This is a genomic window from Nostoc sp., from assembly GCF_036917415.1.
Taxonomy (GTDB): domain Bacteria; phylum Cyanobacteriota; class Cyanobacteriia; order Cyanobacteriales; family Nostocaceae; genus Nostoc.
The window spans coordinates 98,217-110,814 of record NZ_JBALDJ010000021.1; the positions used below are offsets into that span (position 1 = coordinate 98,217).

General features: G+C 42.8%; 12 protein-coding genes. 9 read left to right on the forward strand and 3 right to left on the reverse strand.

What is annotated here, in order from left to right:
• Window positions 1-209 precede the first annotated feature (209 nt).
• The 9 genes from V7K41_RS02495 to V7K41_RS02535 all read left to right on the forward strand — a co-directional run bounded on the left by V7K41_RS02495 (window position 210) and on the right by V7K41_RS02535 (window position 8,143).
• A complete protein-coding gene (locus V7K41_RS02495) occupies window positions 210-959 on the forward strand; it encodes an SDR family oxidoreductase (RefSeq protein ID WP_334845569.1) in 750 nt (249 codons plus the stop codon).
• 128 nt (window positions 960-1,087) lie between these two features.
• Window positions 1,088-1,693: an alpha/beta hydrolase gene (locus V7K41_RS02500; RefSeq protein WP_442943106.1), complete on the forward strand. Its 606-nt coding sequence runs from the start codon at window positions 1,088-1,090 to the stop codon at window positions 1,691-1,693.
• Window positions 1,694-1,846: 153 nt separating this feature from the next.
• Window positions 1,847-2,059 carry a protein IsiD gene (gene isiD, locus V7K41_RS02505; protein ID WP_094351471.1) on the forward strand — a complete coding sequence of 71 codons (213 nt, stop codon included), beginning with the start codon at window positions 1,847-1,849 and terminating at the stop codon, window positions 2,057-2,059.
• A gap of 96 nt (window positions 2,060-2,155) precedes the next feature.
• A complete protein-coding gene (gene coaBC, locus V7K41_RS02510) occupies window positions 2,156-3,358 on the forward strand; it encodes a bifunctional phosphopantothenoylcysteine decarboxylase/phosphopantothenate--cysteine ligase CoaBC (RefSeq protein WP_334845570.1) in 1,203 nt (400 codons plus the stop codon).
• A gap of 80 nt (window positions 3,359-3,438) precedes the next feature.
• Entirely contained in the window at window positions 3,439-4,209 is a 771-nt protein-coding gene (locus V7K41_RS02515; RefSeq protein ID WP_334845571.1) for a biotin/lipoate A/B protein ligase family protein, read from the forward strand.
• A gap of 12 nt (window positions 4,210-4,221) precedes the next feature.
• The gene (locus tag V7K41_RS02520; RefSeq protein ID WP_334845572.1) at window positions 4,222-4,371 is read left to right on the forward strand and encodes a hypothetical protein; all 150 of its coding nucleotides are present in this window, start codon (window positions 4,222-4,224) and stop codon (window positions 4,369-4,371) included.
• A 306-nt stretch (window positions 4,372-4,677) separates the two neighbouring features.
• Window positions 4,678-5,034, forward strand: a complete 357-nt coding sequence (locus V7K41_RS02525) for a hypothetical protein (protein ID WP_334845573.1) — start codon at window positions 4,678-4,680, stop codon at window positions 5,032-5,034.
• A 103-nt stretch (window positions 5,035-5,137) separates the two neighbouring features.
• The gene (locus V7K41_RS02530; RefSeq protein ID WP_334845612.1) at window positions 5,138-6,160 is read left to right on the forward strand and encodes a spore photoproduct lyase family protein; all 1,023 of its coding nucleotides are present in this window, start codon (window positions 5,138-5,140) and stop codon (window positions 6,158-6,160) included.
• 501 nt (window positions 6,161-6,661) lie between these two features.
• Window positions 6,662-8,143 carry a site-2 protease family protein gene (locus tag V7K41_RS02535; RefSeq protein WP_334845613.1) on the forward strand — a complete coding sequence of 494 codons (1,482 nt, stop codon included), beginning with the start codon at window positions 6,662-6,664 and terminating at the stop codon, window positions 8,141-8,143.
• A gap of 280 nt (window positions 8,144-8,423) precedes the next feature.
• On the opposite strand, the gene V7K41_RS02540 is transcribed toward V7K41_RS02535, so the two are convergent.
• From V7K41_RS02540 to nifE, 3 genes are read right to left on the reverse strand one after another with little or no spacing between them, the layout of a single operon-like run.
• On the reverse strand, window positions 8,424-9,683 hold the full coding sequence (locus tag V7K41_RS02540) for a glycoside hydrolase family 10 protein (RefSeq protein WP_334845574.1): 1,260 nt from the start codon (window positions 9,681-9,683) through the stop codon (window positions 8,424-8,426).
• A 53-nt stretch (window positions 9,684-9,736) separates the two neighbouring features.
• On the reverse strand, window positions 9,737-11,047 hold the full coding sequence (gene nifN / locus V7K41_RS02545) for a nitrogenase iron-molybdenum cofactor biosynthesis protein NifN (RefSeq protein WP_334845575.1): 1,311 nt from the start codon (window positions 11,045-11,047) through the stop codon (window positions 9,737-9,739).
• Complete coding sequence (gene nifE, locus V7K41_RS02550) at window positions 11,047-12,450, reverse strand: nitrogenase iron-molybdenum cofactor biosynthesis protein NifE (protein WP_334845576.1); 1,404 nt, start codon at window positions 12,448-12,450, stop codon at window positions 11,047-11,049. The genes nifN and nifE overlap by 1 nt, the downstream gene beginning before the upstream one ends.
• Between the last annotated feature and the right edge of the window lie 148 nt (window positions 12,451-12,598).

Below are 12,598 nucleotides of genomic sequence, written 5' to 3' on the forward strand. Positions count from 1 at the left end.
ATCCAGTGAACCAAATCTTCTGAACACCATTCTGCTGGAAGATGAAGCAGATAACAAATAGTTAATGTACGCTATAGACAAAACCTAGCCTTTTTTCTAGGTTTTCTTGCCTGTGACTTCGTGAGAGGATTGACCCAGTATTTAAACAAAGCTTAAGCATACTGTTTTTAAATACGTCGTAAATCCCCAATTCAATGGAGTGGCTAAGAGTGGTAAATAGCGAACTGAAGAATAAAGTAGCCTTGATTACTGGCGCAAATAAGGGTCTAGGACTGGAGATGAGTCGTCAACTGGGACAACATGGATTGACGATTCTGATCGCAGCCCGGAATTTAGAAGCAGCAAAAACGGCAGCCACTAACTTGCATAATGAAGGAATCTCAGCTCAGGCGATCGCTCTTGACATAACTGACAGTACTCAAATTCAGTCTGCTTTTCAAGAGATTAGTAACTCTTTTGGTAAACTGGATATCTTGATTAACAATGCAGGTGTGTTTTTGGATGGTGACTGGTTAACCAGTAATGCCAGTTCTGTTTCAATAAACATTATTCGAGAGACATTCAACACCAACTTTTTTGCCTTGATAGAACTGACTCAAGTACTGCTACCGTTAATTTTAAAGAGTCCTAGTGGTCGAATTGTCAATATGTCTAGTATTGAAGGCTCATTGACACTTCATGCTACTCCCAATTCACCAACTTATGACTCTAAACCATTTGCTTACAATGCTTCTAAAGCAGCAGTCAACGCATTCACCATCCATTTAGCCCATGAGTTACGCAATACTCCTGTGAAAATTAATAGCGCTCATCCAGGTTGGGTGAAAACTGAATTGGGGGGTGAAGGCGCAATGATGGATATCGCAGAAGGGGCGAAAACAGGCGTTGAGTTAGCGATGCTCCCTGACGATGGGCCGAGTGGTGGCTTTTTTCATCTTGGTGAACCAGTACCTTGGTAAAAAGTTTAACCAATAAGGTGGGTGTCTCTGTCGAAGTGGCATTCGTTTCTTAATACTAAGTCTACTTCAAGAGCTAGGATCTACTAAAAGAGTAGGATTTTAGGAGTAGACCTCTGTCTTTACAATTTATTAGCGTTCCCACAGCCAATTCTCAACCGCCCGCAGGCTTAATTGTCACTTTGCATGGTTGGGGTGCTAATGCTGAGGATGTAGCATCTTTGTTACCTTTGCTCAACTTACCCGATTACCAATTTGTATTACCCAACGCACCTTATCCTTATCCCTATTCCCCTATAGGGAGGGCATGGTATGACCTGCGGGTAGAAAATATGTATCAAGGTTTGGCACAAAGTCGGCAACTGCTAACAGATTTCTTGGAATCTTTAGAAAGTACCACTGGCATACCCTTGTCACGCACCATTTTAAGTGGATTTTCTCAAGGCGGAGCAATGACTTTAGATGTCGGCTCAAAATTGTCCTTAGCAGGTTTAGTTGTCATGAGTGGGTATTTACATCCTGATGCCGTAATGGCAAATCAAAAAGGGATTCCGCCGACTTTAATCACTCACGGTAGATATGATGAAGTTGTGCCCCTACAAGCTGCTTTGAAGGCACGAGAAACCCTCAAGTCTCTAAAAGTGGCAGTAGAATACCACGAATTTGATATGGGGCATGAAATAGATCCAAAAACGTTAGAGGTGCTACGAAATTTTGTTGTAAATACAATTGCTTAGTCAGGATTACGAATTTTTTATAAATTCTGGTACAAATTCTGACAATTTTCACGAACTTAATGACTTCTAATGAGTAATATATATTGGGTGGCTGCGTTCAGCGCAACTTAACCCATGCTGAAGGCGGTGCTGGATAAGGGAGGGGCAAGTATTATGACAACTCTAAGCATTTCCCAAAAAGAAATTGCTGCCATGAGTGCAGTAGAAGTAGAAGAACTAGCTACACGTCTGGAACTGGATAATTATAGTAACGCTTTTGAGGGTTTAAATGATTGGCATCTATTGCGAGCGATCGCATTTCAGCGTCCAGAGTTAGTTGAACCCTATATCTACCTCTTAGACCTGGAACCCTACGATGAAGCGTAGGTGAGAGTTAGGAGTTAGAAGTTAGGAGTTAGGAGTTGGAAATTAATATTCGTAACTACTTGCTCCTAAATTACTACTTCCTCCTAACTTTTTACCATGACTAATCCAAAATTGAACAGGGTTCTAATTGGTGTAGGTGGCGGTATCGCCGCTTACAAAATTTGTGAATTGGTTTCGACGCTGTTTAAAACTGGGGTGGAAGTCCGAGTCATCCTCACCGGTTCGGCGCAAGAATTTATTACACCTCTGACTTTAGCAACCCTATCTCGTCATCCCGCCTATACAGATGATCATTTCTGGCAACCAACTCACTCTCGTCCGTTGCATATTGAGTTGGGTGAATGGGCAGATGTCATGGTAATTGCTCCCTTGACAGCTAATACATTAGCAAAGTTAGCCTACGGGATGGCGGATAATTTACTCACAAATACCGTGCTGGCTTCTACTTGTCCTGTGTTGTTAGCACCCGCAATGAATACGGATATGTGGGAACAGCTATCGGTACAGCGAAATTGGCAACAGTTATTGATAGATAGCCGATATCATGGGATGGGCACAGCATCAGGGTTATTAGCGTGCGATCGCATCGGTGCTGGTAGATTAGCAGAACCTCCAGAAATTTTGGCTCACATCCAATCTTTGTTACACACTCAAGGCATACGAGATTTAGTAGGTAAACGAGTCTTAATTAGCGCTGGGGGAACGCGAGAGTATCTTGACCCAGTGAGGTTTATTGGTAATCCTTCTACAGGTAAAATGGGATTGGCGCTATCTCAAGCAGCATTTCACCGTGGTGCAAGTGTCACCCTCGTACATGGCCCAGCTAATTGGGATGTGCCATTGGGAGTACAAGCGATTCCCGTTGTTAGTGCCGACGAAATGCAACACGTCATGGTGGAATGTTTACCCAACGCTGATGTTATTGTGATGTCAGCAGCCGTGGCAGATGTGAAACCACGAGATTATAGTACAGAGAAATTGCCCAAGCGATCGCTCCCCCAAGCTTTACCTTTAGAACCTGTACCGGATATAGTTGCCCAGTTAGCACAACATAAACAGCCGCATCAAATATTAATTGGTTTTGCAGCACAAACTGGAGATATTGTCAAGCCCGCATTAGAAAAATTAGATAAGAAAAAATTAGATGCGATCGTTGCTAATCCCATCGATCGTCCTGATAGTGGTTTTGGGAGTGATAAAAATCAAGCGATATTTTTAGATAAACAAGGAAATCAGGTAGAAATTGCCCCTTGTTCTAAATTAGAAATGGCACATCAATTATTTGATTTTGTCAAATAGATTCTTCCTGATCATCTGAAACAAAAGTATTATTGAATACTGACATCATAATGTCAATCTGTTTGCAGAGTCCGAAACCGATGAAAGAATTAGCAACCGAGTCATCATCTACCTGGCGTTTCATCCCAATGCTTCAGACATTAGGAGGAGTGCAAATGGCGATCGATGCTTGGTTGTTCAACCAATGCGAAAATCGACAACATCCGCCTACCCTGCGTTTTTATACCTGGTATCCCTATGCTCTCTCCTTGGGACATTTGCAAAAACAATGGCCTGCCGAATGGCATAATCTGATTTACCAGGGACAGCCACTCAATCTAGTTCGTCGTCCAACGGGAGGTAGAGCTGTTCTCCACCAAGGAGATTTAAGCTACGCCCTGATTACCTCAGCTAGTACTGCAAAGAGCTGGGGTACTTATGAAAACATCTGTAATTTTTTGATCCAAGGCTGGCAAACCTTGGGTATTGAGTTAAATTATGGTTCTGCTGGACGGGGTTATATTCACAATCCCAGTTGCTTCAACACAGCAACAGCAGCTGACTTAGTTACAGTCGATGGAAGTAAATTTATTGGTAGCGCCCAACGCAAGGGAAGAAACACTATTCTGCAACACGGCTCGATGATTTTGTCTACAGACAAAGGTTTATTTCAAAAAATCTTTGAACAATCGGCTCCGTGGAATACCTCACTTTGCAACACATACCAAGAGGATAGCTGGATTGCAAAGATTGTGGATACACTGACAGAAACGGCAAAACAGTACTTTGGCATAGAACTAGTTACCCAACCATTCACCGATCTCGAATGGCAAGATATCCTCAAATTGCGATCGCTTTATGAAGTGCGTTAGCGACACACTGTTTTGGATAACGCGCGCCACCCTCTTGGTTCTGATCGTTGGGGGTTAAAAATTTTTAACCAATCAGACTTTCGCTTTTCTAACGCAACCATCATCGATCCAGATTTGCGAGTTCCCACCTCAGACTGTGCAGAGATTGCCAACCATCGTTAATGCATTCTGATGTATTGGCATTGCAAGGTATTGCCAAATTTAATCCGCTACGAATGAATGAAATGCTGTACTTAACAAGCCTAAGTTAGGACTGTAACCTAAGACTTGAGTTTAATCAGCTTGCTGAAACCTCAGAACAAACCCAAAAGCTGGTATGAATAGTGTAACTGACACAGAGATATCAAGTAGCAATTGCGAAAGGAAACTACTACTTTAAATTGGGTATAACCCGTATAGTCTATGGCTTTAAGTCATTTATCTAGCTTTTACAATATAAGTAAGACTTAAAAATAACGCTTCAATTATATGAAAATACTCTCATCAGAGCTAGTACATCTGGGATTTGGCAAATATGTGCGTTCTGACCAAGTTACAGCAGTTATCCCAATAGAAGAGGAAAGAGGCCCAGGACGGCGAACTTTTGTTCACATTCAAGGGCAAAGCGATCCAATTATCGCCTCTCGTGCTGAAGATACCATCGTGCGTGATTTAGTACAAGAGCCACGCGAGGTTACGCAAGCACGTCAGCAGCAGGAAATTCTTCAAGATTTATTGGTAAATTTAGGTAATGTTAATACGACTGTGCGTCGAATTAACCGTGATGAAGGCAGTTTGGATCTTGATTTGTTAGAGCGACGAATTAAGCAAGTCCTTGAAAATTAATTGCAGAAATCAGCAAACTAAATAACGGAGAAAGATATTGCTGAATACAATTACAGACCAGGTTTCAGTATCAGATACACAAGTAAGATCGCCAAGATTGTGGATACCTGAACGGGTACTGTTTACACCTGCTGCCCTAGATGAGGTTTGGGGGCAGCAGATTCTTACACGTGTGCAGTCACTCAACTTACCAATAGAAGAATTATCACAGAACCGCCTGAAGGGACTGCGGGGTGAGTCTGAGCGGGATACTTACAATATTGCCAAGCGTACCTTAGCGGTGGTTACTGCACCACCCAGTTCTTTTAAGCTTAGTCCCATCCCACCTTCTGCGGATTGGCAGTTTCACCTTGCTGAGGGTTGTCCGGCTCACTGTCAATACTGCTACCTAGCTGGTAGCTTGTCGGGGCCACCTGTTATCCGCGTTTTTGCAAACTTACCGCAGATATTAGATAACTTAGCTAACTACGAGCAACAGGGGAAAACTACGAGTTTTGAAGTTAGCTGTTACACAGACCCATTGGGTATTGAGCATTTAACTGGAAGTCTTGCTGAATGTATCCGTTACTTTGGCACTCGTACCAATGCACATCTACGTTGGGTATCCAAGTTTGATGCTGTGGATGGATTACTCGACTTACCACACAATGGGCATACCCGCTGTCGAATGAGCGTTAATGCAGCACCGATTTCTGGTAAGTTTGAAGGTGGCACAGCATCCGTAGCATCCAGACTTAATGCATTACGACAGTTGGCGCTACCAAAAGAGCGTGGCGGTGGCGGTTATCCAGTAGGCTTAGTTATTGCGCCAATTATGCCGATAGACGATTGGCAGATGCACTATAGTTGTTTGTTTGACCAGATAAACGAGGCACTGGATTTTGACTGTAACCTGACCTTTGAACTCATCTCGCATCGGTTCACGCCTGGGTCAAAAGAAGTGTTACAAACTTGGTATCCGCAATCAAAATTAGAGATGGATGAGGCAAAACGCAGTGTCAAGCGTAATAAGTTTGGTGGGACAAAGTATGTTTACGAGAAAGACACAATGAAGGCGTTGCGTTGCTTTTTTGAGAGTGAGATTAGTAGGCGCTTTCCAAATGCTGAAATTCTTTATTGGACTTAGTACAGCATTTCATTAATTCGTAGCGAATTAAATTTGGTAATATTCTGCAATGCCAATGCATCGACTTACACTGTTAATGCATTGGCTTGCATTGTTAATGTATCGACTTACATTGTTAATGCATCGACTTGCATTGTTAATGCATTGGCTTGCATTGTTAATGCATCCCGATGCAATGCCAATGCATTCCAAGTGAATTTTAATGCGTTGTCTTGCATAAAAAACGCTACATTTTTACGCGCAACTGTACTTAGAAGACCACTTCGCTCAAATATAGTTTGAGCAAATTACAGCTATTTTTAGGTAAATAGACCACGCAGTAGGGAACATTGCTGTGTCTTGACGACAGATGTGGTTCAAAAAAATGAAACCGACTTATTGGGCTATTTGGCGTCGCAAAGCCGCATAATTTGGGCAGACGACAGGCGGCGTTATACATTAATAAGTGTATCTGCAATACCGGACTTGTTCTGGCTTAGTCTCAATAGCAAAGGTTTGGAGATGTTTACTTTATCAGAAACTTCTATCCTGGCGGCAATCCTACTGGTAGCTTTAGGCATTTTGGGCTGGGGCTTTTATCGCGCCAGACCTTTTGGTAAACTGGGAATCTTAGCCTGGTTACAGTCAGTGGTGTTGATGACTCCTTGGCTCCTGTTTTTTGGATTGTTTGCCGCAGGGATTTACATCAATATAGCGGGTATATTGTTCTTAGTGGTGACTTCTGCCGGATTGTACGTTTATTTGGGTAGACAGTTACGCGCAGCCGGGCAAGATGCCATCCTCAAGCAACGCGCAACCGAGAGACTCGCTGCTGCTGACTCACTTGAAGCAAATTCCCCACAATTAGCAGTCGCAGAACTGAAAGCGGAGATCCCACCAATACCGGAAGATGACTTGAATGCAATTAAAGGCATTTTTGGTATCGATACATTTTTTGCTACAGAAACCATCGCCTACCAAGATGGAGCCATTTTCAAAGGCAATTTGCGGGGAGAACCAGAAGAAACTCACAACCGTCTAACTGCAAGTTTACGGCAACGCCAAGGCGATCGATATCGCCTCTTTTTAGTGGAAAATACAGACGGCAAACCTGTGGTGATTGTCCTACCTAGCCGCAACGATCCCCGGCCGATGTTGTTATCGCAAAAAGCTTTTGCAGGTATTCTGTTGATAGCAACCATTGCTACTAATTTAGAAGCTGCGGGATTACTGCTGAATTTTGATTTTTTTGGCAATCCAGGGCGGTTTCAAGAAGCTTTGCCCATAGGCGCTGGAATATTTTCGATTTTAGTAGCTCACGAAATCGGTCATTGGTTACTTGCCCAGCGTCACCAAATTCGTCTTAGCTGGCCCTTTTTTCTACCCGCAGTGCAAATTGGCTCCTTTGGTGCAATTACCCGCTTTGAGTCTCTGTTGCCCAACCGCAAGGTATTATTTGATATTGCCTTGGCAGGGCCAGCCGTAGGTGGTATTGTCTCTTTGTTAATGCTGGTGGCAGGCTTGGTGCTTTCCCACCCAGGTAGTTTATTTCAATTGCCCAATCAGTTTTTCCAAGGGTCGATTTTGGTGGGAAGTTTGGCGCGAGTTGTCCTTGGTTCGGCGTTGCAGTCATCCCTGGTAAGTGTTCATCCCCTAGTGATAATTGGTTGGCTGGGGTTAATTATCACCGCTTTGAACTTAATGCCCGCAGGACAACTAGATGGTGGGCGCATTATGCAGGCGATTTATGGACGCAAAACCGCAGGACGAGCAACGATCGCAACTTTAATTTTACTGGCATTAGTATCTCTCGGTAATATGATTGCCATGTACTGGGCGATCGTGATTTTCTTTTTGCAACGAGATCAAGAACGCCCTAGCTTGAATGAAATCACTGAACCTGATGATGCTAGAGCCGCTTTGGGGCTTTTGGCTCTATTCTTGATGATTACCACGCTTCTACCCCTAACTCCCGCCTTGGCTGGGCGTTTGGGAATAGGATAGTGCTTACATTGACAGGAGACGTGCCCAATCTTCAAATCAAGTGCCGATGACTATTGAGGAAGCAGAAGCTGATTTACAGAGACGGTTTGGACAACAAGCTAGTTAAAAGACCATAACAATTTCTTAAGTGATTGTCGGTGAGTCAGCGCGGTCTTCTCCCTTTGGGAGAGGCTAGCGCCTTCTCTAACACTAATGCGAACGCCAAAGCAAAGCGTCACCCCGAAAGGGTGAAGCTTCACTAAAATTAAGCGATGTGCTCACCAAAAGTTTCTTAGGAAAATTAACTAAACGGTTTCCAACCTGCTAGCAAATTCGGGTAAGCTGCTGGTGTCGGAAAAATTTTCTGTAAGCCAGTTTGACGCTCTTGAGGCTTTTCTTTGCTCATGTTCCAGAGGGTTTCATAGAAGAAGAATGAGACTCCGGCAAAATTGCGATCGCGTACTTTTTGCACTCGTGTCTGAATCTGTTGTATGGGTATTGCTCTGTTTTTCAAACCAGCTAAAATGCCGATACTCACAGGGATGTGACTGCGTGCTGCTTTGACTTCTGGATACTCTAATTCACTGATAAAGAAACTCAAGTCCTTACTATATACCTGCAATACCAACTCTTCAATCAGTCCCATCCGCTCCCATTTCTGCCAGTCTGCTAAAAGGAATTCATAAGAAAGACGTTGAGGATTAGGTGAAACAGAAACCAGGCAATCTTTTTTAGTAGCTTTGATGGCTGTAAATACCCGCTTCATAAACTCGGTGATTTTATTAGCTCTCCAACGCACCCATTCTGGATCTTGGGAGTTCTTAGAAGGAGCTTTTCCCCGGTGTTCTTTTTTGTAAAGTGCTACTGTATAAGCATCGTAGCCTAATTCTGAAGGTAAACCAAAATGGTCATCAAATTGAATGCCGTCAATATCGTAGTTTTTGACAATTTCAACTATTAAATCTTGGATGAATTGTTGCACATCTGGGCGAAAGGGATTTAGCCAAACGCGGTCATGTGTGCCTTCTTTGACAATTCGTGTACCGTTGCTGCGATTGGTAAGCCATTGGGGACGATTTTTAGCTAACAGGGAATCCGCTGGTGCCATGAAGCCAAATTCAAACCAGGGAATCACGGTTAACCCTTTTTTATGTCCCTCACTGACAACTTCTTTGAGCATATCTCGCCCTTGCAGTCCAGGTGTGGGATCGAGCGATCGCCCAATAACTTTACCTGCAACTTTGCTGGGATAAAGTGTATAACCCCAATTCCACACCGTAGGATAGACGGTGTTAAAGTTTAATTCATCAAGAGTTTGTAAGGCATTCTTCAAACGATCACGCTCAAATAACACATCACTATCAATATTTGTTAACCATACTCCCCTTAACTCAGATATTGGCTTTGACGGCAGATTTATTTGAGCGTTCAATGGGAACGACAACATCAACGTAGCGATCGCACTCAAGGTAAGCATAACGACAAACAAAAGAGACTTTCGACTTTGGCGAATATTCCACCAATCAGAAAACTCAACACACCACTTTACAAACCTTTTCATCTTTATTTAAAATGTCTGTGTCACTGAAGGAAACATCGGCATGATAATTAATATTAATGCTTAACCTTTATTTCCTGCTCTAAAAAGAGATTGCCAATATCAAATAAAAGTTGCATAGTACCTCGATAGCCAACCTTGGTGAACTGACCATAATTTAAGAGGTCAAAAATGGGAATCCCTTGACGGTAGAGAGGAATTTTTAAGCGTTGAGCGATCGCTACTCCATGAGAGTTGGTAATTAGTAAATCAGACCCAACCGCCAGTTGCTCAAAGTCTTCCAAATCGCCAATGGTGACGCTAGGAATCGGAAGTTTTTCGAGCAGAGGAAAGCGTGTTGTTGTCACTGCTGAGTGAATCTGAACTCCTAGCGATCGCAAAAAAGCAACTGTTGACCAAAGTAAATCTGGTTCCAGCGCCAAAGAAACTCGCTTGCACCCAAAGTAAAAATGATTCTCCAACATTACATATTGTAACTGACGGCGTTGACGGCGGTATTTCTCTGGTACGCTAACACCACTGATATCCGCCAATGCTTGCAGGAATTTATCTACTGCTGCTAGCCCCGTCAGTTCACCAAATACCTCATAAGGTATATTGAATCTCTGCTCCAAAATTTGCGCCCCAGCCCGCATACTATCACCTAGTGCCAAAGTGAATACAGAACTGCCAATTGAGCGCAACTGTGCCAAAGTCGTGCCATTAGCTGTAATGGCACTAGAAGAATCTTCTATATGAGCATCTAGTGAGCCAGAAAGGTCAGGTACAACAATAGGTACAAGTCCAAAAGAGGTGACAATCTCTTTGATTTCCTGTATATCCCCTGGTGTGAAGGCAGAACTCGCCAAAATAGTGATTTGTGTGGGATAAGCGTCTTGCTTGGAGCTTTTTTGAGGAATTTCCCTGACTATACTCTCAACTGCACCAGCAAAGCCATCCTGCAATGTACCTTTGAAATCTGGTGTAGAGACAAGCACAATTGGTAAATAATCCAGTTCTGGGTGACGGTGGCGAATCTCCTTGACAAAGCGCCCCATATCATCACCTCTGGTTTCCACAAGTCCAGTGCTACAAAGACCGATAATTTCTGGTTTGGATCTCTGCACTAAAGTCAAGATTGCTTCTTCAACTCTTTCCTCGCCACCCAAAATGGTTGCAACTTCAGTCATCGCTGTACTGGAAAGGGGAATCGTCTGACGAAAATGTTGTACTAATACCGCCTTAGTCAAAGCAGTACAGCCTTGAGAACCGTGTAATAAAGGCATGATTCCCTTCAACCCCAAAAAGGCTAAAACTGCACCCACAGTTTGGCTTTGCTTCAGGGGATTAACTGCAACTGATGTACTTGTAACGCTAATAATCGCCATCAAATGTTCTCCTCTGGAGAATTTTTTACTTCAAGAGCTTCCCACGGGGGTAGCTGGTATACTTGCTCCCATACAGGGTTGTAAAAAGCGGCATACAGCTCTCGTGCTACTTCTAAAATTCCTATATACCCTGCATAAGGATGGTTGCGTTCTTGATTAATATCTAGGAATGGAATTCTAGCTGTGAGAGAGGTATCTTGATGGCGTTTATCAGCAATTAACATATCAGCTTGATTTTCGTTAATTATCTGTAAAATTTCTTGAGGAGTATTTTGTTCTAGAATTATGCCATCTCGAGCCAACAAACTTTTGACTCTAATTTTATCCTCCTCAGTATTATCCTTAGTACTAATAGCAATAACTTCCATCCCCAATTTCTTAGCAGCAAAGAGAATCAACCAACTCTTGAAACTTCCAATAAAAAGCATAATGCGCTTACCTTGCAATCGGGTAATATACAGAGCAAGTTTTTCATCTATTGCAGTAGTTTCTTCTACAATTAACTTTTCTGTACGTTCCTGCAAATCAGAATTACCTAACTTTGCCGCAATATTCCTTAAACATTGATTGATTGACTCTATACCATAAATAGACTCTTCAATATAGGGAATGCCATATTTTTTTTCCATCCCTTTTGCCACGTTAATTAGTGCTTTGGAGGAGAGTATGACGTTAAGTTGGGCACGATGAGCATAGCAAACTTCTTTGTAGACAGCATCGCCTGTAATTTTTGCCAAAACTGTGATACCTAATTTTTCTAATAACGGTAGAACATTCCATATTGCACCTGCGATGTTATGTTCACCAATTAGGTTGATGTTGTATGGTGTACTCGTCTCTGGTTCAGCTGTTCCAATAACGTGTTCTAGCATTGCTTCACCAGCGACACGGTTGCCCAAATTTTGGTTCCCAATGAATCCAGGACAATGTACAGGGATAGTAGGTATTCCTGTTTTCTCGGTGGCATCTTTGCAAACTCCCTCAATGTCATCCCCAATCAGGGCGGTGATGCAAGTGGAGTAAACAAATACCGCCGCCGGTTTGTAGCGTCTTGCTAATTCTAAAATACCTTTGTACAGCTTTTTGGCTCCACCAAAGATGATATCGTTCTCATCGATGTCGCTGGTAAAGCGTATTTTGTACAGCATCGAACCAGAGGAGAGACTGCTGTAACTTCCCCAAATACTGGCAGCACAGCCACTTGGCCCGTGAACTACATGAGCAGCATCAGTGATTGGTACTAGGGTAATCATTGCACTATCAAAAGCGCAACTCCCTTGAGTAGTTCCAGGTTGGGGTAATTGTGTGGAGGACTTTTTTTTCTTTTGTTTCTGCTGCTGAGAAGCCTCTTCAGAATTGGAGTCACTGAGCGAATCGTTAATTTTTCCTGGGGTGGGATTCATTTGTTTGGTGACAATAAGTAGAAGTTACTAGGTGTTAAGTGAATTTCAAAAAGCTTTCATAGGATTTTCATTTATTAACCGTGTATCTAAAGTATGGAATAAAAGGGAATGAGATAAAGAATTTTCCATCCCCTAAAACATAAACACC